The 24,542-nt window shown below is 34.2% G+C and carries 30 protein-coding genes and 4 tRNA genes; 28 read left to right on the forward strand and 6 right to left on the reverse strand.

The genetic code is table 11. The annotated features are described in order from the left end of the window. Positions 1–66: 66 nt before the first annotated feature. The 10 genes from GQS07_RS09325 (at position 67) to GQS07_RS09370 (ending at position 8,805) form a co-directional block, all read left to right on the forward strand. Positions 67–675, forward strand: coding sequence for a hypothetical protein (locus GQS07_RS09325; RefSeq protein ID WP_158210556.1), 609 nt, complete (start codon positions 67–69; stop codon positions 673–675). Then, complete coding sequence (locus GQS07_RS09330; protein ID WP_233269256.1) at positions 668–1,786, forward strand: aminotransferase class I/II-fold pyridoxal phosphate-dependent enzyme; 1,119 nt, start codon at positions 668–670, stop codon at positions 1,784–1,786. The genes GQS07_RS09325 and GQS07_RS09330 overlap by 8 nt, the downstream gene beginning before the upstream one ends. Positions 1,787–1,790: 4 nt before the next feature. After that, positions 1,791–2,399: a dethiobiotin synthase gene (gene bioD / locus GQS07_RS09335; protein WP_158210557.1), complete on the forward strand. Its 609-nt coding sequence runs from the start codon at positions 1,791–1,793 to the stop codon at positions 2,397–2,399. Between the two features lie 80 nt (positions 2,400–2,479). Further along, complete coding sequence (locus GQS07_RS09340) at positions 2,480–2,809, forward strand: DMT family transporter (RefSeq protein WP_158210558.1); 330 nt, start codon at positions 2,480–2,482, stop codon at positions 2,807–2,809. A 710-nt stretch (positions 2,810–3,519) separates the two neighbouring features. Continuing rightward, positions 3,520–4,437, forward strand: a complete 918-nt coding sequence (locus GQS07_RS09345) for a pirin family protein (protein WP_158210559.1) — start codon at positions 3,520–3,522, stop codon at positions 4,435–4,437. A 10-nt stretch (positions 4,438–4,447) separates the two neighbouring features. Then, the gene (locus GQS07_RS09350; RefSeq protein WP_158210560.1) at positions 4,448–4,837 is read left to right on the forward strand and encodes an OsmC family protein; all 390 of its coding nucleotides are present in this window, start codon (positions 4,448–4,450) and stop codon (positions 4,835–4,837) included. A gap of 12 nt (positions 4,838–4,849) precedes the next feature. Then, positions 4,850–5,137, forward strand: a complete 288-nt coding sequence (locus GQS07_RS09355) for a GNAT family N-acetyltransferase (protein WP_158210561.1) — start codon at positions 4,850–4,852, stop codon at positions 5,135–5,137. Positions 5,138–5,282: 145 nt separating this feature from the next. Then, complete coding sequence (locus GQS07_RS09360) at positions 5,283–6,344, forward strand: hypothetical protein (protein WP_158210562.1); 1,062 nt, start codon at positions 5,283–5,285, stop codon at positions 6,342–6,344. A 476-nt stretch (positions 6,345–6,820) separates the two neighbouring features. Beyond that, a complete protein-coding gene (locus GQS07_RS09365; protein WP_158210563.1) occupies positions 6,821–7,984 on the forward strand; it encodes an erythromycin esterase family protein in 1,164 nt (387 codons plus the stop codon). Positions 7,985–8,013: 29 nt separating this feature from the next. Continuing rightward, positions 8,014–8,805, forward strand: coding sequence for a tetratricopeptide repeat protein (locus tag GQS07_RS09370; RefSeq protein WP_233269257.1), 792 nt, complete (start codon positions 8,014–8,016; stop codon positions 8,803–8,805). Between the two features lie 67 nt (positions 8,806–8,872). Here GQS07_RS09370 and GQS07_RS09375 read toward each other — a convergent pair whose 3' ends face one another. After that, positions 8,873–9,856: a DUF6624 domain-containing protein gene (locus tag GQS07_RS09375; RefSeq protein ID WP_158210565.1), complete on the reverse strand. Its 984-nt coding sequence runs from the start codon at positions 9,854–9,856 to the stop codon at positions 8,873–8,875. Between the two features lie 158 nt (positions 9,857–10,014). Here GQS07_RS09375 and GQS07_RS09380 point away from each other — a divergent pair, with 158 nt between their 5' ends. The 10 genes from GQS07_RS09380 to GQS07_RS09425 all read left to right on the forward strand — a co-directional run bounded on the left by GQS07_RS09380 (position 10,015) and on the right by GQS07_RS09425 (position 16,723). Continuing rightward, entirely contained in the window at positions 10,015–10,611 is a 597-nt protein-coding gene (locus GQS07_RS09380; protein ID WP_158210566.1) for a DUF4303 domain-containing protein, read from the forward strand. A gap of 60 nt (positions 10,612–10,671) precedes the next feature. Then, positions 10,672–11,226 (forward strand): hypothetical protein, encoded by a 555-nt coding sequence (locus tag GQS07_RS09385; RefSeq protein ID WP_158210567.1) that lies wholly within the window; start codon positions 10,672–10,674, stop codon positions 11,224–11,226. Between the two features lie 72 nt (positions 11,227–11,298). Further along, positions 11,299–11,847, forward strand: a complete 549-nt coding sequence (locus tag GQS07_RS09390; RefSeq protein ID WP_158210568.1) for a HutD family protein — start codon at positions 11,299–11,301, stop codon at positions 11,845–11,847. A 113-nt stretch (positions 11,848–11,960) separates the two neighbouring features. After that, a complete protein-coding gene (locus GQS07_RS09395) occupies positions 11,961–12,389 on the forward strand; it encodes a hypothetical protein (RefSeq protein WP_158210569.1) in 429 nt (142 codons plus the stop codon). 199 nt (positions 12,390–12,588) lie between these two features. Then, positions 12,589–13,038 carry a hypothetical protein gene (locus GQS07_RS09400; protein WP_158210570.1) on the forward strand — a complete coding sequence of 150 codons (450 nt, stop codon included), beginning with the start codon at positions 12,589–12,591 and terminating at the stop codon, positions 13,036–13,038. 18 nt (positions 13,039–13,056) lie between these two features. After that, a complete protein-coding gene (locus GQS07_RS09405; protein WP_158210571.1) occupies positions 13,057–13,659 on the forward strand; it encodes a rhomboid family intramembrane serine protease in 603 nt (200 codons plus the stop codon). A 73-nt stretch (positions 13,660–13,732) separates the two neighbouring features. Continuing rightward, positions 13,733–14,488, forward strand: a complete 756-nt coding sequence (locus GQS07_RS09410) for a DUF2314 domain-containing protein (protein ID WP_410505276.1) — start codon at positions 13,733–13,735, stop codon at positions 14,486–14,488. Between the two features lie 185 nt (positions 14,489–14,673). Beyond that, the gene (locus GQS07_RS09415; protein WP_158210572.1) at positions 14,674–15,540 is read left to right on the forward strand and encodes a hypothetical protein; all 867 of its coding nucleotides are present in this window, start codon (positions 14,674–14,676) and stop codon (positions 15,538–15,540) included. Positions 15,541–15,657: 117 nt separating this feature from the next. Then, positions 15,658–16,203: a hypothetical protein gene (locus GQS07_RS09420; protein WP_158210573.1), complete on the forward strand. Its 546-nt coding sequence runs from the start codon at positions 15,658–15,660 to the stop codon at positions 16,201–16,203. Positions 16,204–16,234: 31 nt separating this feature from the next. After that, complete coding sequence (locus GQS07_RS09425) at positions 16,235–16,723, forward strand: GNAT family N-acetyltransferase (protein WP_233269258.1); 489 nt, start codon at positions 16,235–16,237, stop codon at positions 16,721–16,723. 66 nt (positions 16,724–16,789) lie between these two features. On the opposite strand, the gene GQS07_RS09430 is transcribed toward GQS07_RS09425, so the two are convergent. Next, positions 16,790–16,863, reverse strand: a tRNA-Arg gene (locus GQS07_RS09430). A gap of 691 nt (positions 16,864–17,554) precedes the next feature. Here GQS07_RS09430 and GQS07_RS09435 point away from each other — a divergent pair. Beyond that, positions 17,555–18,229, forward strand: a complete 675-nt coding sequence (locus GQS07_RS09435) for a prolyl oligopeptidase family serine peptidase (RefSeq protein WP_158210574.1) — start codon at positions 17,555–17,557, stop codon at positions 18,227–18,229. A 39-nt stretch (positions 18,230–18,268) separates the two neighbouring features. Here the strand turns inward: GQS07_RS09435 and GQS07_RS09440 are convergent, their stop codons facing one another. From GQS07_RS09440 to GQS07_RS09455, 4 genes are all read right to left on the reverse strand, one after another. Beyond that, a complete protein-coding gene (locus GQS07_RS09440) occupies positions 18,269–18,685 on the reverse strand; it encodes a hypothetical protein (protein ID WP_158210575.1) in 417 nt (138 codons plus the stop codon). Between the two features lie 50 nt (positions 18,686–18,735). Continuing rightward, a tRNA-Pro gene (locus tag GQS07_RS09445) sits at positions 18,736–18,810 on the reverse strand. A 42-nt stretch (positions 18,811–18,852) separates the two neighbouring features. After that, positions 18,853–18,927 (reverse strand) — tRNA-Pro (locus GQS07_RS09450). 10 nt (positions 18,928–18,937) lie between these two features. Next, positions 18,938–19,021 (reverse strand) — tRNA-Ser (locus GQS07_RS09455). A gap of 484 nt (positions 19,022–19,505) precedes the next feature. Here GQS07_RS09455 and GQS07_RS09460 point away from each other — a divergent pair. The 7 genes from GQS07_RS09460 to GQS07_RS09490 all read left to right on the forward strand — a co-directional run bounded on the left by GQS07_RS09460 (position 19,506) and on the right by GQS07_RS09490 (position 24,429). Then, a complete protein-coding gene (locus tag GQS07_RS09460) occupies positions 19,506–20,123 on the forward strand; it encodes a class I SAM-dependent methyltransferase (RefSeq protein WP_158210576.1) in 618 nt (205 codons plus the stop codon). 5 nt (positions 20,124–20,128) lie between these two features. Next, positions 20,129–20,662, forward strand: coding sequence for a GNAT family N-acetyltransferase (locus tag GQS07_RS09465; protein ID WP_158210577.1), 534 nt, complete (start codon positions 20,129–20,131; stop codon positions 20,660–20,662). Positions 20,663–20,725: 63 nt separating this feature from the next. Beyond that, positions 20,726–21,853, forward strand: coding sequence for a GNAT family N-acetyltransferase (locus GQS07_RS09470; RefSeq protein WP_158210578.1), 1,128 nt, complete (start codon positions 20,726–20,728; stop codon positions 21,851–21,853). A 4-nt stretch (positions 21,854–21,857) separates the two neighbouring features. Next, entirely contained in the window at positions 21,858–22,397 is a 540-nt protein-coding gene (locus tag GQS07_RS09475; protein WP_158210579.1) for an STM3941 family protein, read from the forward strand. Between the two features lie 12 nt (positions 22,398–22,409). After that, positions 22,410–22,904, forward strand: coding sequence for a ClbS/DfsB family four-helix bundle protein (locus GQS07_RS09480; protein WP_158210580.1), 495 nt, complete (start codon positions 22,410–22,412; stop codon positions 22,902–22,904). 81 nt (positions 22,905–22,985) lie between these two features. Beyond that, entirely contained in the window at positions 22,986–23,597 is a 612-nt protein-coding gene (locus tag GQS07_RS09485) for an alpha-ketoglutarate-dependent dioxygenase AlkB family protein (protein ID WP_158210581.1), read from the forward strand. 307 nt (positions 23,598–23,904) lie between these two features. Further along, complete coding sequence (locus GQS07_RS09490; RefSeq protein ID WP_158210582.1) at positions 23,905–24,429, forward strand: hypothetical protein; 525 nt, start codon at positions 23,905–23,907, stop codon at positions 24,427–24,429. The last annotated feature ends 113 nt before the right edge of the window (positions 24,430–24,542 follow it).

Below are 24,542 nucleotides of genomic sequence, written 5' to 3' on the forward strand. Positions count from 1 at the left end.
ATCTTAGAACCGGACTATATTGTTCGTTTTGATGCATAGTACTTTTGGCATCAAAATAAACGACAAATGCAAAATATCTTAAACCAAATATTACAGGAACCTGTGTTACACGGAAAGTGGTTAAACACACTATCTTATTTAGAAAACGTAGGGGCTCGTAAAATCTCTGCTTGTGAAGACAGCAATAGCGTGAATCTTATTCAGTTAAAACACGCCGCAGAGGAACACCGCCACGCTTTTTACTTAAAAAAGCAAATTAGCAAAGCGGTAGCAGACGGATTTACAACGTATGCAGATGAGTGGTTATTGGCGCCATCACAAACAAGAAGATACCTGAATTTATTGGATTTACACACCTCTCGTTACTTGAGAAACGAACTGCAATTAGCGGGTCGTAACCTAATTGATATCGCTTATTTGTACGTTACTTACGCCATTGAAGTAAGAGCAGACTACCTGTATCCGGTTTATCAAGAAGTATTGACAAACCACAAAAGCAAGGTGATGGTGAAGTCAATCATCGTAGAAGAAGAAGGACATTTAGAAGAGATGATTGAACAATTAGAAGCTTTTTCTACGGATTGGGAAGTACACGCTAAGAAGATTTTAGAGATAGAAGATCGACTGTACAATCAGTGGATCAATCAAGTAGCAACAGAAATAAATCGTGGATAGTCCGCTCGCTATTCTCTCTTTAGCAGAATTGACCACTCGACGAGAACAAGGTAATCTGCGACAGCTGAAGCAGCGCAAAGAGGGAATAGACTTTTACTCCAACGACTACTTGGGATTGGCCAGAAATGAAGCGTTTTTACAACAAATACAACAAGCAGTTTTAGCAGAAGGCAACTTGCTAAGTGGCGCAACAGGTTCCCGCTTAATCAGTGGAAACTCGCCTTGTTTTGTTGCCGTTGAGCACCAATTAGCACAACATCACCAAGTAGAAAGTGCCCTGTTATTTCCCTCTGGTTACAACGCCAACGCAACCATATTATCCACTTTTGCCAAAAAAGGAGATACCATTATCGTCGATGAGTTGAGTCATCGGTCTATCATAGACGGTTGTCGATTGAGCTTTGCAGACAAAAGAAGGTTTAAACACAACGACTTAGCCGACTTAGAAAAGAAGTTACAAATAGGCAGAGGCAATGTGTTTGTCTATGTTGAAAGCCTATATTCAATGGATGGCGACTTTGCACCGTTGCAAGAAATATGGGCGTTAACCCAACAATACAAGGCCCATTTAATCGTAGATGAAGCCCATACCTTTGGCGTGTTTGGCTTGGGATTAGTACATCGTGCTAATTTGCAAAATAAGGTATTTGCCACCGTGGTTACTTACGGCAAGGCCATGGGGCAACACGGTGCTTGTGTGTTAGCTAAACAATGGGTGAAGGACTATTTAATCAACTTCAGTTCGTCTTTTATATACAGCACTGGATTACCTGATTTGTTTGCTAAAAGCTTGGCTATTGGGTATGAATTTATCCTTGAAAACAAGGACTTACAACAAACGTTACAACACAATATCACCTTGTTTAGAAGTGGTGTTCAATCTACTCTATCCGATGCGAGTAGTCCGATACAAGTGGTTCTTTTTAGCGATAATCAACAGCTCAAAACCTTTGTGAGTCAATTAGAACAACAAGGTATCAATGCCTTTGCCGTGATGAGTCCGACTGTAGCCCAAGGAAAAGAGCGCATTCGCCTTTGTATCCACAGTTTTAATACCCCAAGTGACATAGAACAACTTGTGTGTGCATTGCAACAAGTAAATAAAAAATAGAGAAATGAAACAACAATTATTTATAACCGGAATAGGAACAGAAATTGGAAAAACAGTAGTTAGTGCTGCCTTTGTACAGCGATTTCAAGCTGATTATTGGAAACCCGTACAATCAGGAGATTTACACTTAACTGACACAGAAAAAGTAAGTAAGTTAGTAGATTCGCATTTAGTGGCACATCCGGAGAGTTACCGATTTGAACTAGCAGCCTCACCCCATAAGTCGGCTCGAAAAGAAGGAGTAACGATAGAAGACAGTAAGATTCAACTCCCTCAAACAGCAAACAACCTAATCGTAGAAGGAGCAGGAGGATTATATGTTCCAATGGCAAAAGGGTACTATATGATTGACTTGATTCAGCGATTAGCCTTACCAACAGTGCTTGTGGTACGCAATTATTTAGGTTGTATCAACCATGCTATTTTGTCGATAGAAGCCTTAAAAGTGCGACATATTCCAATAGCGTATTTGGTGTTAAACGGCGAGTTTGATTCAGATACCTACGATGCGATAGTGGAGAATATAGACAGTACAACCCAAATAGTTCGTTTACCCGAATTAACAGAAGTTAATGCAGCAGAGATAAAAAAAATTAGTCAGTATATTAAGTAGATAGCAAAAAAAAGTACTTCAAAGTATTCAAAATTGAGATATATTATTCAAATTTGCAGTCTAATTTTTTAAACAATAAAATGAACTGGATTATTTTAATCATTGGAGGGCTATGTGAAGTAGCGTTTACTTATTGCTTAGGAAAAGCAAAAGATTCGGTAGGAACAGAAGCATTAGGATGGTATGCTGGTTTTTTAATTGCGTTAGTTTGTAGTATGGCAGCATTGATTAAGGCAGTACAATCACTTCCGTTAGGAACAGCTTATGCTGTTTGGACAGGGATTGGAGCAGTTGGAACAGTGTTGGTAGGTATCTTTGTTTTTAAAGATCCAGCTACATTTTGGCGAATGTTTTTTATTGCTACGTTGATTGGTTCAATCATTGGATTGAAGTTCGTAGCAGCATCATAAGTGTTAAAACTTCCCTTTTTTAAGAAAGGTAAACTTATATTAGAAGTATAATTAAAGGCATAACGAGGCAACTTGTTATGCCTTTTTTTATACCTGTAAATAAAGTAGTTTCAATGCTTGTAAGAAGTTGTAAATAAGTGTTTTATGGTAATTTGTGTAGAATAGGATAAATAGGAAGTTCTTTAATTTTAAGTCGCTTTAAGTAAACTTTTAGAATGGTTACATTCGTAAAAAATATAAGCAGATCGTTTTCAAGTTTGCCTATTAGTTATTTGATTAGCATACAGTTGTGAGTTGTGTAAGAGGTATTTCACCTATTTGTGTATTTCTTGAAAGCGGTATAAAATAGACGTGTTTTTATAAAGCGATTTATGATATAAATAAGCTGTTTCTATTAATAGAAAGTAAGCTATTAATTGATTAAAAATTGGATAGGTAGACAAATATAAAGGCTGAGTTTTGTTTGATATCAGTTGTTTTTACGGAGAGTATAGTAAGGAAACTTATTATACTCTTTTTTTGTTGGTAGGGTTTGGTTTTTTAATGTATTGCGAATTTTGTAACTTACAAACTACTAAAGGTTAGTTAGTTGATTTTTTTGGTCTGGCGTAAAGAATTACTTAACCTATGTTAAGCTGTATTATTAGAAGGATGAGTAACTTTACACTTGTAGAAATAAGAGAATCATCAACTTTAAAAACGAAAGCGATATGTCAAATATAAGTTTAGTGATAGAAGAACGTGCAGCGAGTATTGGAAACTTTTTAGTGGGTAGGTTATTGCCGTTTAGACAAAAGCGAATGGTAGGACCTTTTGCGTTTATTGACCACATGGGACCAATTGGTGTAGCTGAACACGATAATTTAGACGTTGATCCACATCCACATATAGGCTTATCTACGCTGACTTACTTGTTTGAAGGAGAGATTATGCACCGCGATAGCATTGGTAGTGTAGAACGCATTACACCCGGTGCGGTGAATTGGATGACAGCAGGGAAAGGAGTGGTGCACTCTGAGCGTATGCCAGAGGATATAAGAATAAATAAACCAGATACAATATTACACGGATTACAAATATGGATTGCGTTGCCTAAGGAATTAGAGCAAACAGACCCTTCTTTTGTACACATAGCAGCAGATAAGTTGCCAAGTTGGGAAGAAAATGGGGTTTCGTACAAGCTAATTGCCGGAGAAGCGTTAGGACGCAAATCCGCAGTACCCGTTTATAGTCCGCTTTACTTCATCGAAATCAAGAGTAAAGAGCGTGCGAAAGTAAATATTGGAGCCGGACTTTTTGGTGAGGCAGCGATGTATATCTTAGAAGGGGGAGTGCATAGTGATACAAATTACTATGAACCAAAGCAGATTTTGGTAGCACAAGACAGTACACTATGTGAGTTTGAAATGGAAGCCAATACAACAGTGTATATTTTTGGAGGAGAGCCAATGGCAGAAGAAAGGTTCTTGTTGTGGAATTTTTTATCACACGATGGAGAGCGTTTACAACAAGCGAAAGAAGATTGGATTAACCAAAACCACGAGGTATTCCCTTTAATTCCTGGAGATGATAAAAGTTATGTACCGTTTCCGGAACCGATGAAAGGATTAAAAACTAAATTAAAATAATATAAGAACTATGGACGTGAATGTTAAAGCAAGATTAGGTAAAGAATTGTACTACACAGAAGTTACCGCAGGAAATAATACATTAATTACAGATGAGCCAACAAGTTTAGGAGGAGGAGATAAAGGGTTTAATCCTTTTGAAATATTAGCTACCTCATTGGCGAGTTGTACTGCGGCTACTTTAAAAATGTATATGGACAGAAAGCAGTGGGTTGTAGATGAGATTGTAGTTGATGTAGAGGTAATTAGAGAAACAGAGCGCACTGTATTCAATAGAAAAGTATCGTTTGTAGGAGGAAATCTAACAGAAGACGAAAACAAACGCTTGAAAATTATAGCAGATAAATGTCCTGTTCACAAGGCATTAATGGGAGATGTAGTTGTTAATACAGAATTTTAATAGAACATAATTATGGTGGTAAAACATACAGCACATGGCAGTAAAGGTGTATTTACGGCTATGAAAGACGGAAAGAAAGCAGGAGAAATGACGTATTCTATGGCAGGAACAGACAAGATGATTGTAGACCATACCGAAGTAGATGAAGCGTTTAAAGGAATGGGTGTAGGTAAGCAATTGTTAGTAGAAGGGGTGGTAGCTTATGCCCGTGAAAACAAGATTAAAGTATTGCCATTATGTCCGTTTGCCTCAGCTGCATTTAAAAAGATGAGTGCCGAAATAGGAGATGTGTTAGCTTAAGCAATAGATTAGTAAATCGCAGGTTTGTAAAATAGTGTTAATGCTAAAAAAAGCTGCTTTAAAATAATAATAAACACTTGCGCTATTGCCTGTAAACCATTTTGTTTTTCCTACCTTTGTCGGGAATTAAAACTATTAATTTTATATGAACGAGAAAACGCCTTTTGGTTTAATAACCACAATAGAAGTACCTTTCGCTTTAAGTGCAAAAGGAAGCTGTTGGAGTAAAGAAGGATTGTTAGTAGCTAATTATGTTTACACAGAAGAAGGGGCTGAAAGTCCGTATGACTTGGTGTACACGATTATTAGTGAGGAAGGAGATTTAAAAGATAGTAAGGAAGATAAAGGAGTTCTACCAACTTTATTTTTAAGTCCGTCTAATGAAAACTACGCATCAGTAGTATCATTAGAAGATGAAAGTGAGCAGACTATTTCATTCCCTATTTTCAATAAAGAGAGCAAAGGATTAAAAGGAAGTAAGTCTTTCAATGGTAGATTTGTAGGGTGTACAGCAAATCATTCTCTATTCTATGACGTAGATATTTGGAGCGATAAACAAGCAGATACAATGATTGTTTTAGCATACGAGAATGACGTTTTAGTATCAGAGAAAAAAGTAGCTATTCCCTTTCCAAAAGACAATAAGATATGTGTTGTTAATGGAGAAATTCACTTGATTACAGAAGTAGAAGAAGGGTGGTTACACCGTCAGATAGATGAAAACGGAGTTGAATTAAGACGCAGAGTGTTAGAGTTTGACTTTCCATTTGTACACGAGGCATTAAACTTATCGTTTGACAAGAACTCATACTTGTTATGTGAAGAAAACGGGGAGATTGGTATCGTAGAGATTGACAGCGAAGGAGAAGGTATGTACGGTGATTTGTACAATATCGGTGATGAGTTCTTTGGAACTTGGCATCCACAACGCATCAATGAGAATACAAATGCTGTTCAGTTTACAACGGAATTCGGTAACGGATGGTTAGTAATCAAAAATGATGACTTGGTAGAATTGTTCTACAACAAAAACAAAAAAGGGTATCAAAACCTATTGACTAAAGAGGTATTGACAATTGACAATAACGATTTAGTATTGTCAGGAATCAGTCCGATTGCAGAAGATAAGTTCGGTATTGTGTTTTACCCACGTAAACAAAGAAAAGAGGCTTATAACAAGTTATTTGTGTTGCAACACCAGATATAATTGTAAAAGCGATTCAATATTAAAAAGACAGGTTATGTATATAGCCTGTCTTTTTTTTATGTCCTTTAGGGAGTATAATATTAGAATGAATATAACATCTTCATTAATTAAAGAATAGGTTTTAAAGTACTGTTATTATTGGCTTCTTTGATACTTGTTTCACACAAATACCACACAAGTACCAGACACCTTCGGGAAAAAGGCTATTTTTCCGAGCCTCTATGGTACTTGTGTGGTAGATGTCTCGAACAAGGTACGTTTAAAACTACACTCTGGTATGTACATTATTGCAATCCCAATTCTATGTCATATATTTTAAATCTTCGCATATTCTGTTTTTGATAGAAAGGGGATGTTGGAGCTTCGTTTTTAACTTTTGTTTCTAATCTAAATCCGCTTGTTATTTGACACTTTACAGAAGTATAGACTAAACGGGAGATAAACTCGTTTATAAATCATAATCAAACACAACAAGTATGAAAAATATGTTCACTTGGTTCATCACAGTATTTCTATATTGTGTGATAGCCAATGCACAAGCCTTACTCACACCAGAGTTGATAACAAACATTGGTAGTAGAGTTCCTTTAGAAACGAGGGTATTGGCATTAGGAGATCCCACACATCAAGAATCAACAATAACAAAACATCGCATCGCTTTAATCAAACAGTTAGTTTTAGAAGAAGGTTATAAGATTATTGCCCTTGAGGGAAATTTATATGAATTATATAGTGCCTATCAAGCATTTTTAAGTACACAAGATGTTTCCCTTTATGACAGGGCTATGTATTCACAACTTAATGCTACAGAGATGGATGAGTTGTATTATTTTGTACAACAACAAAATGAGCAAGGAAATAAAGTAAAGTTAGTAGGATTTGATGGCGCATTATCAGGAACAACACTATCACATTGCATAGAAAGGAAGCTTGTAGAAGTAAACACTTTGTCTGCGATTGAAAAAGAGAGCTTTGTAAATGCGATTGAAAAAGCGAGTATAAGTAATCTAAGCGTTTTATTTCGCAATAATAAAAAGATAAAATCAACTATTGTATCATACAGTGAGCAAGTGCTTGAACAGTTTGTTGTACATACAGATGACGATGCTTTTTTTGCTCAAACCCTGGCTAATTTTATAGCTATGTACAAAGAAGATAGTAGCGATATTTCGAATAGTAGAGATGTGGTGATGGCTTCAAATGTAAAGTTTTTATTTGACCATTATGCTGATGAAAAAATAGTGTTGTTTGGATCCTCTACCCATTTTATAAAATCACCTAAGAGCATTAAAACTACCTTTTTTCAAAATAATAGGATTACATTAGGGATGTTGTTAGCACAATCAATAGGTGATAAATATGCTTTTATAGCCTATAGTGCGTTGTCTGGAGAGAAGTTTTCAATGTTTAAAAAAGCAGTACCATTATCTGATGTTGCTGTTAATGCAATAGAAGAACAATATTTAGCCATCTCTGATTCGGCTGTTTTTTTATCTAAAAACGAACAAGAGGCAGGAGGATTAATGTATTGTAGAATGTTAGGACATTCTTTTGTAGAGATGAATTTATGGGAGGTGGTAGATGGACTTGTATTGATTAAAGACGTAAAACCATTTGTAATACGAAAAGGGAAAAAGTAATGAGTAGATTGTACTTTGTATTTTATATAATGATAAGCACTTTTTTATTAGGGTGTAAAGAAAAGAAAGTACTAAAAACAGTACAAGAAAATCAAGAAGCTATTATTCAAAAGCACGCAGTAAAGTGTGCGCATAAAATAAATTATTATGTGCGTATGAAAGACTACCAAGCTTGTTTGGATGCTGGTTTACAAAAAGACAGTACAATAGCATATTTATGGCAACAAAAAGGAATGCCTTATTTTAAAATAAAGAAATATGAGGTGGGAATGGAATATGTGGATAAAGCAGTATTGTATGATAGAAAGCGATATTTGCCTTATAGAGCATTTCTTAAATGTATATTTTCCAAGACATACAAGGATGCAATTGCCGATTTTGAATCTTGTATAAATGAGTTTGGAGATAATTATGAGATGGATCACTCGTATTCTTTTTATATTGGGTTGTCTTATTTACAATTAGAACAATTTGAAAAAGCACAAGAATACTTTGTTAAAGCAGAACAAAAGGCATTACATGATTTTGGTGAACTACACCATACTTTGTGGTTTTATAAAGGAGTTGTCGCTATGGAACTACAGGAATATCAAAAGGCAATTGAAGCTTATTCTTTTGCTATTGCAGAGTATCCTCAGTTTTCAGATGCTTATTATCATAAAGTATTTTGTATGTTTAAATTAGAAAATGAGTATACAGAGGAAATGAAAGAACTACTTGAAAAAGCAGCTATCTATAAGAGTCAAGGGTATTCTATTAATGAGGCAAATGCTTTATATGAAGAATATCCCTATCAAGTAAAAGAGTTTAGGTATCAGTAATGATTCAATATAAAAAAGACAGGTTATGTATATAGCCTGTCTTTTTTTATGCCCTTTAGGGAGTAGATTATTGTTGATCAGTAAGTTTGAGCTGTTTTTCTAAAGCAGGTAACTTTTCCTTATACGTTTGTAACGACCATTTGTTGCCAGTAACTAACTCCATATACTCCTCTAAGGTTTGCTTTAATCCCACAGCTTTACGGCGTTCATTGACTTGGTCAATATCTTCAACCGGCCATAAAACATATTCAGAGCCGTCAATAGACAACGTTTGTGAGCCATAGACTTGTTTGCGTTTTTCACGCATAGCAATGCGATCTTCTAACAATGCTAAATCTTGTCCGTTAGCCTTTTTATCTTTTACAGCCTGTGTCATCATAGGCAGGTATTTTTTCTGTGTGTCCAATTCAGCGTGTTGAATAACTAAAAACAAAGCAGCGTTAGCTTTAATGCCTACATCATCTTTACCTAACCATCCTTTTTCATCTAATATTTGTTGTACCTGAAACAAGTTTTCTTTATCTGTAAGTACCCATTTTTTGAGAAACTCTTTGTATTCCGTACTTTCTGGGTTATATTTTTTTTCAATTGCAGTCCATTCATTTCTAATGCCTTGGTCAGCATCATAAAGCGCCTCTAAATGTTCGCGTACAGAGTTATATTCAGTAGGTGTAGTGTATACTTTATTGTTGAAAGTAAGCATAATATTATGCCATTTTTGTGTGTTTCTCAAGTTTTCAAATTCAGGTAAAACATTAAAAACGATGGCTAATTCTGGGTGTACTGTATCTGAGGTAACGTATTTTTCAAGATAGTCCAATGCTTCTTCATCTCTACTTAGTTTTGCCAATAGCTGTGCACTTTGAAAATAGTAAATAGAATGTGGTGCTTCAACCAGTAGTTGCTTGTAAATGTTCAACGTTTCTTCGTATTTCTCATCAGCCATTAGTGATACCACTCTTTCTAAGAGTACTTTTTCATTAGCCGTTTGCGCTTGAGCAGTGAAATGAAGCGCTACTAACGCGATTATTGTGTAAAATATTCTTTTCATAGTTGAGGTTTAGTTTGGCTAAAATATTGTTTGTCAGACTGTAATTAAAATAAAGAAGAATGAATTGTAGAAAAACGATACCCAATCGGATATTATAACATTAAATATTGTGTGTAAGAGTTAAAATAGAATAAATTAGCCCTTTGAAATTTAGGAAAATGACAGAAAGAGAGGCTTTTTTAAAAGCGAGTTACCATAAAATAAAAGAGGCTTTTCAACGTGTTGATAGTGAGGAACGTCAAGATGTATATGCGTTGTCTTTTTGGTTTTACAACGAAGATGACGATGCCCGTTATCCAATAATAAATGTAAGTTTTAATACAACATCCCATTTCAAGGAACAAGTAGATTTTGCATCAAGTGAAGCCGAGGCAAAGTGGAATTACGCCTATTGGTTGCAAGATGAGTTGTTAGAAATAGGAGGATGTGAAGATGAGTCGTTGCGCAGGTGGTTAAGTTCAACTCCTTATTACTTTAGTGATGAAGACGATGCAGCAGCAGCAGATGACGATTTGTTATTTGACCAATTGTTAGTAAAAGGGAAACACTTAGAAACAGTGTTTATGGAAGGCATTAAAGAGTTGGTTCTTTCATTACACAATGATGGGGTGATAAAAACTTCTTTTGGTAGGAAAATACCCGTTATACTACACGAATTAGAGTATTATGACAAGCCAATAAGTTGGACAAAAGAAGTAAATGAATCATACTTGATAGAAGAATTTATCACTGTTTACAACAATGGAGAGCTTTAATCTCAGTGAAGAAGAGTGTACATTGAATAAATTTAATACCTGCGAAAATAAAATTGACAGATGTTAACAATAATTTTAGGAATTCCGGGTTATATAGCTATACAACAATATAATATGAAAAATAGAATGTTATTATTTGCTTTGATTTTAAGTAGTTTACTAATCGGATGTGATACTACAAAAAAGAAATCGGATAAGCAAAAAGAAGATACAATAGCAATTGAGGCGTTAGATAGTGTTAGGGATATTTCATATAAAATAGCAAATAGGTATTTTGTAAATAATACAATTGATAATAAACAAGTAGAATATTTAAAGATTACGTGTCAAAAGGATTTTGATAAGTACTTTGGACCATCGCCTGTAATGGGGAAGAATGGAGAGCCAACGAAGATAGACTTTAAAAGTTCATTTGTATTAGCAATTATTGGGCAAGTAACAGATAAGGAAACTACTTTTGAAGTGAAATCATTGCAAGAGAAACCAAATTCGATAGAGTTGAAATATCGCATCAAACAAGATGTAAACGAAAGAGATTATACAGTTCATCCTTTCGAGATGATTATTGTAGATAATATTTATAATAAGGATACTCACTTTATTATAGAGGACTAAACAAAGTGTTAGTTGTTAATTCTTAGGCCTTTAAAGCAATTGTTTTAAAGGCCTTTATTTGTAAAAATAGATATGAAAATAAGAGTTTTAAAAAAGGATAATATAACACCAAGTGTTTGGTCAGGGGGGAAAACGTATGAATATTGTATTTATCCTTCTGAGGGGAGTTATAGTGAAAAACGTTTTAAGCTTCGCATAAGTAGCGCAACAATAGAAGATGTACCTTCTACTTTTACAAAGTTTGACGGTTTTCGCCGTTATTTAGTAATGCTTGACAATACACTGCAGATAACTCAAAATATGGAGGATAAAGAATACAAGCAAAATACGGTGTTTTCTTTTGATTCAGCAGATGATATTATCTCTTTTTCAAAGGGAGTGGATTTCAACTTGATGTTGCATAAAGATGTCAAAGATGAGGTAGTAGAATTGAGAGCATTTCCTTTTATTACCCAATGTAATTTTGTGTTTGTTTTTGCCTTGAAAGCGATGGATATCCGTGTAAATAAAGAGGTTTTAAAGGTAGAGGAAGGAGATTGTATCTTAGTAGAGAACCCTAAAAAAGCATTGTTAGATATTGAAATGGGAAGCCACTCAATTATAGGGTATTTGAATTTATAATGTGTTAGGTACTTAACACAAAGATAATCTATAGGAAATAGTTTAGTAAAGTAAAAAAGAGTGTATTAAGCTTTAGTTTGCGTATTTTGGTGTATATGTAAAAACGTCAATTTATGGAAGTGTCTTATCTTATTGTGCCCTTAGTAAAAGGTGGTGAAAATATATTTGATCAAGAGTTAGCCAAGTTATTTCCCTTTGGAAAGATGAAGGTTTTAAAGATACACGATCAGTTGCTCTTGACACTTTATTTTGATATTGATAATTTGTTAGATTTAGGTGTTTGCAATGAAGAGCAATTGCTTCAAACAGAAGAAATAGTCCACAGTTTTAGTCGAAAGCATCCTTATTTAAAGCTGTTGTACTTACATATTACAGGAGGTAGTGTTTGTTTTTATGAAGGCTATTTGTTGAAAAATAGAAATAAGCTGATGGAGAAGAGTGGTTTAGATGATTCATATTTACCCTTGATACAAGCGTTAGTTCCTACTTATGAGGAACGAACTTTTGAGCCTTTTTTGAGTGTTTTTCTCAGTGAAATTTAAGATTGTGATATATAAGTAGAAATTACTCGATGTAGTTTCTGCTTTTTTTATGACTATAATTGTCGCTTTAACGCCTTTGCTTAAGGGGAGTATAGCATTAACATAAATGTTTTTAATTAGTGTTTTTTAGCATTAGAATTATTTTTTATTCTGCTTATTTGTTTTTTTATCTATTTTTATAAAAAATAATAAACAAAAGATGAATAAATACGATGATTATGCTTGGCATTATGAGGGAGATTTTCCAGTAGATTTGGCACACGAGCAAGGGGCTACGCATATAGGTTTTTTCTTTTCGTGGTGTTTGTCAAAGGATCTTGTAGATCCGTCTGTTATCAATGAGTTTGCGGAAGATATAAATGCCGTTAAGAAAAAGAGGTATTCGGGAACTGAGTTTTTGTTAGACCACTATCAAGGAAGGTTGTTATCAACGCAATTAACAGAAGAAGGAAATGCTTTTGTGAAAGATTACTACGATGAAGATAGTCGATTTTCAAAAGAAGTAGCCAATTATTTTGACGATTATATTCAAGCTCATCACATAGGGCATCCTGATCAATTCTATCACGTAGAAGATACGTGGGAGAATTATTACGAAATAAAAGAGATCATAAATCACCGTTATGAGCAATGGAAGAGTTTTGTGTGATGTTAATCTTTAATAATAATGGAAACGAAAAGACATATAAATAAACAGGCTATTGTGGTTCCACTTGTGTTAGTTGGGGTGATGTGGCTTGTCTTTATATTACAACAAATAGGTGTGTTTCAACAATGTTATGGGGTAATTCCTTGGAAACTGCAAGGATTAAAGGGGATTGTCTTATCACCTTTATTTCACGGAAGCTGGGATCACTTGATTAGCAATACGGTTCCCTTTCTTTTTTTGAGTTTCTTAGCCATACAGTTTTACAATAAAATAGCCTATAAAGTGTTTATCATAGGTTGGCTAATGGCAGGCTTGGGTGTGTGGTTATTTCCAGACATCGACAGTTTAAGTACAGGAGTTCGCTCGTGTCATATAGGAGCCAGTGGTGTTATTTATATGTTGCTGTGTTTTCTATTTATAAGTGGCATATTAAGCAAGAAGTTTTTATTGTTATTGTTGTCTGTAGGGATAGGAGTGCTGTATTGGGGATTGATATACGGTGTTTTTCCAAACGAACAATTAGGCAGTAATGTTTCTTGGCAAGGGCACTTAATGGGGAGTTTAGCAGGAGGATACTTAGCTTGGCAATTTAACAAACACAATTTTAGACAAGCGAGATAAATTACAAAGAAGTTCGCTGCTGTTAGGATTGGTAACTTACAATTTTTAGATTTGTAATCTTAATATAAAGATAATGGGAGAAAATAAAATTTATTTCGCAGAAGGAGATCATCCAAAAATGGTTGAAGCTTATAAAAAAGCACAAGAAACATTCAAATATTTTTGGAGAGAGTTGTCTTGGGAATATAGAAGAGTAGTTCCAGGTTTAGACATGGCAAGCGTTAAAGTAGCATTCACACAAGAAGTGGAAGGACAAGATGAGCCAGTTGTAGAACATATGTGGATAGGTAATCTTGACTTTGATGGAAAGGTTATTTACGGGGAATTATTAAACGAACCAAATGAGATTACTGAGTTAGTAGAAGGTGATCAAGTAGGGGTAACTTTAGATCAAATTAGCGATTGGATGTTTATTTCTCAAGGGAAATCTTATGGAGGTTTCACTGTTCAAGCGTTGCGTTCAGAAATGACTGACGAAGAGCGCGCTGAGCACGATGCTGCTTGGGGACTTGACTTTGGTGATTTTAATGAAGTTACAATTGTAATTGATCAACAAGAAAGTCCTGAGAACTTAGTAGAGCACCCAATGAGTAAGAATATGAAAGAAAACTTAGGAGACTTTTTAACTAAGAATCCTGAAGAAGTTAGTCGTCTTGACGAAGCTGGTTTTACTTTCTTACAAAAAGAGGTGATTGCTGGAAACTTGACAAGTGTTGAGGTTCTTTTAGCACACGGAGCTGATAAGAATGCAGTAAATAACGAAGGAAAAACAGCGTTAGATTATGCTAAAGAAATGAACTGGGAACACATTATTCCTGTTTTAGCTTAATTAATTGCTTAGACAATATGAAAGCGTCTTTGAGTATGATACTCAAAGACGCTTTTTTTGTTATTAATAGTAATTTGATGTTTATAATAAGTAAAGAAAGCAATACATTTACTTAAAATTAAATTTATATCAGTAAATGATGTGAGTTTGATGTAGAAGTGTATTTGTAAATTAACAAACATAAGATGAATATTGTTTATTTAGTTTTTGGAGAAAGTATTGTAAATTATCAACAGGTGTGTTTTTCTATTTACACAACATTAAATAAAAAGAGTAATAATGATAAAGTAATTATTATTACAGAAGACACTACGTTTTTTGAACATTTAGGAGATAAAGTTGAGGTTATACTTGTTTCAAAACAAACATTTAAGGAATGGGCATCGGCATACGATTGTTATTTTCGTATTAAGATAAAAGCTTTGCAGTTATTGGCTCAAAAATATCCAACTGATCATATATTGTTTATGGATGGAGATACTTTTGTTTACAATGATTTTTCTTCTATTAAAACAGGAATGGACAATGGAGAAAATTTTATGCATTTGAATGAAGGGAGATTAAGTGAACTGCCGACTAAAACTGAAAAAAAAATGTGGTCTTCTTTGCAAGGTAAAACTTTTGAAGGAGTTGTAATTGATAAGGAGACTTGTATGTGGAATTCTGGTTTAATTGGGATTTCTTCTAAGAACTTGGGGTATATTGATGTTTGTTTGGAGGTAAATGACAGAATGTGTGAAACAGATGTAATTAGGAAACTTGTGGAGCAGTTGGCATTTAGCGTTGCCTTAAGTAAACAAGGAGCTATAAAGCCAGGAGATCATATAGTAGGACATTATTGGGGAAATAAAGAGGAATGGAGTGCTATTATTAGTGATTTTATGATGAGAGCATTTATGAAAAAATGGACGATAGATCAAGTATTGGATGCAGTAAAAGAAATGAAAATAAAGGATTTTCCTATTTGGGTAAGACGTTCTAATACGCAACGAAAACTGAAGAATGTAATAGATAATTTTTACAAAGATAAGAGAGCTGTTTTTGTAAAGTAATATATAAAACCCCTCTATAGACAACTGTTTGTAGAGGGATTTTTGTTTAAAAGTGTTTTCTGATAAGTATAGTAAGGTTAGTTTTATCTATTTTTACAACAGTTAAATAGTATAAATATGACAACAGAAGCATTGTATAAAGCTGTATTAGAGACAACTGTACACGTGGCAAGTCGCGAGCGTACTTTGCTTATAATAGGCAATTCAAAAGAGGTTGTTTCTTTTTTGATAGACTATAGTTTTCAAGTCGATGACCCTATACATATTAATGCTTGTTTGTTGTTACAAGAAATTGTGTCCGTTGATATCGTAAAAATACTTCCCCACTTAACTTACTTTTTAGATCACTTAGACAAGGTAACTAATGAGTCCAGTAAGCGATTACTCAGCAGGCTAAGTTATCTATTAGTAAAGAGTAAAAAAGTAGGATTGACAGATTTACAAGAGAAGCGTTTGGTAGATATAGCACTGCTGTGGTTGGTCTCTAATTCAAAAGTAGCTACAGAATCGTTTGCTATGGACATCTTGTTGTTGCTTAGCACCAAATACAAGGAGGAGGTTCACTTGGCGTCTGAAATAATTGAAGGAAACTACTCAATGAAATCTGTAGCGTATCAAAACAAGGCTAAGAAGTTTTTAAAACACGCAATGACACTTGCTTAACCACATTATGTATCATAGTAAAAAATAGAGTATGATTGGAGAATATATGACATCAGTAAATTCAGATTATTGTTTGCGCTTGATTGAGGAGGGAGAAGCCTATCCGTTTAATTTGCTATTGTTAGCAGATGAAACGATGGATGCAATTAATCAATACGTTGATGATTCAGATGTTTTCATTTTAGAAGAAGGAGAAGCACAATTAGCGGTGTTTTGTTTATATGCGATTGATGCAAGTACACTTGAACTTAAAAATATTGCTGTAGCCGAATCTTTTCAAGGAAAAGGTCTTGGTGGATTATTAATACAGGAAATTGTGGCTATTAGCAAGAAAAGAGGGTATTCTCGTTTAATTGTTGGTACGGCTGATTGTGGTATAGATCAAATACGCTTTTATGAACGCAATGGTTTTAAGAAATATGGTGTAAAAGAGAACTTCTTTCTTGACAATTATGCCGCCCCAATTATTGAAAATGGCGTACAATTGAAAGATATGGTTATGTTAGAGCAACTGCTGTAATTACGATATAAAATAGGAAAGTATTAGAAACAAAAAAGCCCTTGAAATAATCAAGGGCTTTTTTTGTGATCCAATCAGGATTCGAACCTGAGACCTACTGCTTAGAAGGCAGTTGCTCTATCCAGCTGAGCTATTGGACCGTCCTTAAATCTCGAGGATTTAATTGTTTTGTCTTGTAATGTTGAGCACTATTGTTCTCTCATTTTGACAGTGCAAATATAGGTCTTTTTATTTATTCCTCGCAAGAAAAAAGTAATGTTTTTTTAATAAAAAAAACAAGTGTTTGATAGGTAGTTCTTTAGGTAAGTAAATTTTTACTGATTAAAATGTAAACTACCCTTGAGATAGCGATATTATTAGGAAAATGGGAGATGTGACAATTGAGATGAGTGTAAAAAAGTTGTAAAAAAAGACATATTGCCTTTCTCTTTTTAGTCATTTGCTGTTCAAGTTTGCTATTTTTTATTGGAAGAGGGTATGTTTTTAGAGATAAATTCTTCTTACAAGCATAAATTTGATGAGTAAATTCTTCTGTTTTTAGAGATGGAGTGTTGAGATTAATTAGGAGGGAAGCATATATTAGTTGATTGTGTAGCTAAAAGAGATAATTAAATTTAATAGGATATCACGCTGTTTATGGCATCGTAAAGAAAGTAATTCAATGAATAGAGGGAACGAATAAATGAAGTGTTTAGTTTGTTCTTTTTTTTGAATATGTAAGTAAGTGTAGTTGAATGAAGTAAAAGGAGACTGGTTTTAAAAATCACTATTTGTGAAGAATTGAGTTGTTGAAATTCAATTATACCAATTATATTTACCTTTAAAAAAGGTATGAAATTTATTATTGCATTCATATGTCTGTTATCAATGACAGCATTTGCTCAACCCAAAGCTGTTGTAGACAAGACAGCGTATCAGTTTTGGTTAAACGAACCAAGAGAGGTTCAAGAAAAGAATCCACTAATCATTTCTTTACACGGTAGAAGTTTGTCGGGCACAAACATTGAAAGAGTAAAACGATATGGTGCGTTAAAGGGCATTGAAAAAGGACTTGATATTCCGGCTTATTTAGTTGCGCCACAATTGCCATCAGGACCGTGGAATGCAGATAAGATTGATGAGATTGTAAGCTATATGATTGCAAATTATAATATAGATGAAAGTCGCATTTACGTTACAGGAATGAGTTTGGGAGGATATGGAACAATGAAGTATGCGAGTAAATACCCTAATCGTATTGCAGCGGCTATTGCTATTTGTGGAGGAGGGGAAGAAAGAGAAGCTTGTGCTTTAACATCAATTCCGATTAAATTGATTCATGGAGATAAAGATTTCATTGTACCATTGAGAGAGTCAAAGAAAATAATGGCAGCAATTCAAAATTGCGATAAAGCAGCACCAGTAGAGTTGCAAGTTGTCAAAGGAGGAACACACGGAAGTGTAGAGGATTTATATCGACACATAGATTTATATAATTGGTTGCTACAACATAGCAAAGGAGAGTAAACGAAAAGAGTTAGCAGTTGCTAACTCTTTTTTTATGCTTTAAAATATTTTGTTGTATACTATAATTAAGGAAGTAATGATACCAAAGTAGGCAAATATACCAATGATGCTATAGTATATGATGTAATTGTTGGTTGGTTTTTGGGTAACTTCAACAGAAGAAAAGAAGTTGTTTAAACGACTGAAATATTTCTTTTTTGCAATGACATAGGCTGTGTAGGTAAGAGTTAGTAATGTTATCTTGCCAACAACATTTTTTGTGTTATAGTTTATGCCAATAGCTTTTAAAATAAAAATAAGTAGAATTAGTGTAGTAACACTTAAAGTGATGAACAAGAGGTTGAAGATAATTTCAGTAGATGCTTTTCTCGCTTGTACTTCATCTTCTTGATAAGAAGAGTAGAAGTAATAGTTTAAGTATTGACTATACAGCTTTTGTAATAATTGCTTACTCATTTAGTTTATGGGTATAAAAAAAGGAACCACTAAATAGTGATTCCTTTTTGTCGGGGTGGCAGGATTCGAACCTGCGACCTCCTGGTCCCAAACCAGGCGCGATGACCGGGCTACGCTACACCCCGATTGGGTCATCTTTAGTATATTTTATTGTCTAAGTTATTTCGTCGGGGTGGCAGGATTCGAACCTGCGACCTCCTGGTCCCAAACCAGGCGCGATGACCGGGCTACGCTACACCCCGAAAAACTTAGCGGAGAGACAGGGACTCGAACCCTGGCATCGGTTACCCGATGACAGATTAGCAATCTGCTCCGTTACCACTCCGGCACCTCTCCGTTGCAAAAGCATATATACTACTGCTTATTTGCGATTGCAAACATACTACGAGTTTTTTGTTTCTGCAAGTTTTACGGGGACTAAAAAATAGAATAATCGCAATTTCTCCTATATAATTTTATATCTACTTATAAATGAGATAGATATTTTTTAAAGAAATAGTATGATTTTTTTTTAAAAAATTAGGAACACATAAGAAATAGTTGTTTTTACTGAGTTTGAATAGGTGTTTTACATAGAATAAGACGTCGAAGGAACTTGATAAATTATTATATTTGTTAATGTACAGGTTAAAAATTATGCTTCTAAAGGGAAATAGCACGTCTATTTTCCTCTTAAAAAGTAAAAGAAAATAACTATACACTAACTAATTCAAATCAATCATTAAGCTACAAGACTTGTCTTGTGGCTTTTTTTGTTTTAAATAGCACCATTGTTGTCGTGGTTTTGTTACTTTTGCTTTTCAGATAAAAACAATGCGGTATGACAAGTAATGAAAAAGCACATTGGGAAGAAGTTTATAAGTCGAAAACACCAGAACAGGTAAGTTGGACACAAACAAAACCAGTGCATTCACTACAATTTATTGAAAACAGTAAACTTCCGAAAGATGCTAAGATTATAGACATTGGAGGAGGTGATAGTAATTTAGTTGACTTTCTTTTAGAGCAAGGGTACACAGATATTACGGTAATGGACATCTCTAAAAATGCCTTACTACGTGCACAAGTTCGTTTAGGTGAACGTGCTAAGCAAGTAAAGTGGATTGAAAGTAATGTTGTTGATTTTAAACCAACTGAGAAGTATGCGCTATGGCACGATAGAGCAGTGTTTCACTTTTTGACAACCCCACAAGATATCGCTGCTTATCAGGCAATTGTAAACGATGCAGTTACTGATGCGTTAGTTGTGGCTACTTTTTCAAAGAACGGACCATTGCGTTGTAGTGGATTAGATATTCAACAATATAATAGTGAGGATTTAACAGCTGTGTTTGCAGAGGAATTTACTTTGAACAATAGTTTGTACGATGATCACATCACACCATTTGACACAAAACAGAACTTTGTGTATTGCCAGTTTAATAAAAATAAAAAATAATATATATGGGATTTAGTAAAGACATTCAGTTCACTACAGAAAGATTATCTTTTGAAGTAGTTAAAGACGCTTTTAAAGAAGATATCTTTCGCGAATTGACCCCTACAGTAGCTAAGTTTCTTCCGTTTATACCAACTGGAAAAATTGAAGATACACAAGGATTTATCGATTACAGTTTAGACGTATTAGAGAAAGGAACAGATATTACCTTAGTGGCAACTGATAAAAACACTAAAGAATTCATCGGATGTTGTGGTATTCACGATGTAAATGACGAGTCTATTTCATTGGGAATCTGGTTAAAAGAGTCTGCTTTTGGAAAAGGATACGGAAGTGAGTTAATCAATGGTTTAGAGAGTTATGTAAACGAAAACTTAGACGTTGATTACTTAATTTACAACGTAGAGAAAAACAACCACGGTAGTATTAAAATCGCTGAGAAGTTAGGGTATGTTTATCACAACGACTTCGTGCGTAATATTAGCGAGGAGAAAATATTAAATATGCTTCAGTACCGCAAGGACAACGTGAAGAAGTAATAAATAATTTAGAGTTCAAAAGGCAGTAGCTTTTTGAACTTTTTTATAATAGGTTGATTGAATATGTTTACGATAGAGGCATTAGAACAGATAGATTTTAATTCTATTCAATGGGATAGATTAGTACATTGGAACGGTAGAACGGATGATTTACCAGTGTTTATTGAGCAGTTGCAAGAGTTAAATCCTGCTACGAGTAGAATGGCGTTGTTTAACTTAGCAAATAATGTTGAACACCAAGGAGGAGTGGTATTAGTTACTCCTGCTGTGTTAATCAAGCTGTTTCAAGTATTAAAAACAGGCTATCACAACCAAGATTTAATGCTTCGCGTAATTATGAAGATCGCCAAGGCTGTTGGTTTTCAGTGGGAAACGTTTAGAGATGGCAATGAGTTTGAGAACGCTCCAGACTTTTTTGGTACGCTACAAGCCGATTCGCCTTTTCTATGGCCAGAGTTTGTAGATGCAGATACGGATAAACTGTATTGGACAACAACTGATATGGGTAATATGTTTGACTTGTCTTGGTATTACACGAAAGAGGTGTTGTGTGCTTATCAACCGGTTTTAGAACAGGTAGTTGCCAATGATGAGATTGAACAAGGTATTTTGTACGATTTGCTGACTATCGTTAAAATGGTAAAAGACCAAGAGCGCAAACCGTTTGACTTAAATAAAACGTGGCAAACAGACCGTTTAGAGTTGGTTGTAATTAACGACAATCACTTAGACGATTTAATGGCAAGCTTAACACCTGCGGTGGCTAAATACCTAAGTTTTGACCCAACAGGTAGCCGTGAGTTTATGCAGGAATATATCCGTCGTTCTCGCATCGAAGTAACGTACGGGACAGCACTTGTATTAGCTATTTTAGACAAGCAAACAAAGGAGTTTATTGGTAGTTGTGCACTAAATGATATCAATAACGAATCTGTGGAAATAGGCTTGTGGTTAAAGGAGTCTGCTCAAAATAAGCGATTTGGTACTGAGGTTGTTGAGGCAATGGTTAACCTGATTAAAGAGGAGGTAATCACACAAGAGATTATCTATTGTGTTGAACGAGAAAATGAAGTAAGTATTTCAATTCCTTTGAAATTTGGTTTCACACATACATACGACTTTGTATTAGAGCCAACACCTTTGAAAAACAGAATGCGTGAAATGGCACAGTATGTCTTGTCTTTAAAATAACCCTATGAATATCACTCCAATTAGAATAGCAATCAAAAAAGGTAGGTTGTTCCTGTATTTAATAGGAACACTACTCTTAGTGGCAGCAGGTGTATTAATTTTAGCTGTATCCTCTGAATCACCTGATAACTGGATATTAGATTCGTATGTGTTTACAATTGCCATCGCCTTATTGTGTATTGTTTTTTTTGGTTACGGTTCATACCTATTTGCAATAAAATTGGTGGATAAAAGACCGGGGTTAATTATCGATAATCAAGGGATTACAGATAATGCAACATCAGTTGTCAATGGGTTAATTCCTTGGGAAGATGTGTTTTCATTTGTCGAATGTCAAGTAAAGAGCAATAAGTTTATTATGGTTTATGTTCTTAATCCCCAAGAATACATCGACAAACAGACAAGTTTTATCAAGCGCAAGTCAATGGAAGCTAATCTAAAAACGTACGGAACATCTGTGTTTATTAATACGACGTTTTTAGCTATTTCACAACAAGACTTACTTGATAAATTAAACCAGCGTTTAGACCAATATCGCAGTTAAGATACTTCAAAAATGAGCAGACCAATTACGAAAGACGAATTGTTACATTTAGCTGAAAAGAACTTTTCTCAGCTAATGTTGCTGGTTGTAAACTTATCAGAAGAGGCATTACAACAAGAGTTTGAAATACCTTCTTTAAACAGAAATAGAAGAGACGTGTTGATGCACTTACACCATTGGCACTTGTTGTTTGAACAGTGGTACACAGTTGGAATGCAAGGCGATAAACCTATAATGCCTGCTGAGGGGTACACTTGGAAAACTACTCCTCAATTAAATATAGCTATTCATCAGATGTACCAACATACTTCAGGTATATCGGCTATTGAACTACTTCAAAGTTCGCATCAATCATTGATTGACATCATAGGTAAACATAGTAATGAACAATTGTTTCAGAAGAAATTTTATAAGTGGACAGGTAGTACGTCTTTAGGATCTTATATCATTTCAGCTACGTCAAGTCATTACGATTGGGCGATTAAGTTTCTTAAAAAGCGTAACTAAGATAAATTAGCGCTAATTATTCGCATTATTTCTTGCTTGAATTTCTTCTTTTGTACTTAAACTTGTAACAAAAGAGGTTATATGGATTTGTTTAGCAATTTTTCTGACGAACCAGTTAATATACTTCCCTTTGATGGGGAGGTGAATTATTATGGTGTAGTGATAAATAGAGGTGAAAGTGATGACTACTTTCAGCATTTGATGAATGGGATTGTTTGGAAAAATGACGAGGCAATTATTATGGGTAAAAAGGTAGTTACCAAGCACAAAGTAGCGTGGTATGGAGATGTACCTTTTTCATATACCTATTCACAAATCACTAAAACAGCCTTGCCTTGGACAGAGGGTTTATTGGCATTAAAGAAAATAGTGGAGGAAAAGACGGGAGAAACATATAATTCGTGTTTGCTAAATTTATATCACAATGGAGAAGAGGGGATGGCATGGCATAGTGATGGAGAAAAAGATATGAAAAAGAATGGGGCAATTGCTTCTTTGAGTTTTGGTGCTATTCGCAAGTTTGCATTCAAGCATAAAGAAACTAAAAATAAGATTGAAGTTATTTTAGAGCACGGTAGCTTATTAGTGATGAAAGGGACAACACAAACTAATTGGTTACATCGTTTACCTCCGACTAAAATGGTTAAAACTCCCCGTATAAATTTGACTTTCAGAACGATTGAACAGTTTTAATAGTTCACTATTTGTTTGTCATTATTATTCAGTTATACGCATTTTTTATTGATGATTAATCGTGGTTTATGAAATTATTTTCTAAAATAGCTGTTATACTTTTTTAGAATAATGATTTAGTCATCTGATTAATAGAATATTACGTTTTGTAATAATGTATTTAAAAAAAACATACTAAAAAGGACTAATTGTGTGTTTTTATGTTTAAATTTAGTAAAATATGATATAGTGTTAATTGTTTGGTACAAGAAGTAGATAACTATATTATTAAGTGAAGTTTATTATTTAACTCGTAAACGATGTCACAATGATTAGAGATTACTTAAATAAATTAGTCGGTATTGGCCTGAAAGGTAGAGGAAAGCAAATCATCATAGGTATTGTATTGGCCTATAATGAAGAATGGCTTTTGATTAAGTCTAATCCTGTAGATTATATCATAGATGGTTATCAGCTAATAAGAATTGATAAAATTACAACAGTTGAACGTGATGAGAATATTCTATTTATAGAAGAAGTATTAAAAGCGAAACTCGTTGACTTTTACAGTAAACCGATTAATTTAAAAGAAAATATTTTTGATACATTGGAGGATATTGATAGGAAATATGGTGCTTTTGGAATCGAGTTTAAAGATGTAAATGATTGTTATATTGGAAAATTTATGGAAAGTGAAGATCTTGAATACTTTGCTTTTGAAGAGTTAGCAGACAATGGAGAGTGGCAAGAGGAGATCGAAGAGTTTAATATTTTAAATGTGTATAGTATCGACTTTGATGGGGATTATATACAGTCATTACTGCTTTATGCAAGTAAAAAATTAAGTAAGTAAATACTGTTTACAGTATAGAAATTGGATAGGTATATTACCTATATTCTTTTGGATTTTTGTATTTATATATTTGTGTTGAGAAAGTTGGTGAGTAATCATCAACTTTTTTTTAT

It is taken from the genome of Myroides phaeus, from assembly GCF_009799805.1.
In the GTDB taxonomy this organism is placed as follows: Bacteria; Bacteroidota; Bacteroidia; order Flavobacteriales; family Flavobacteriaceae; genus Flavobacterium; species Flavobacterium phaeum_A.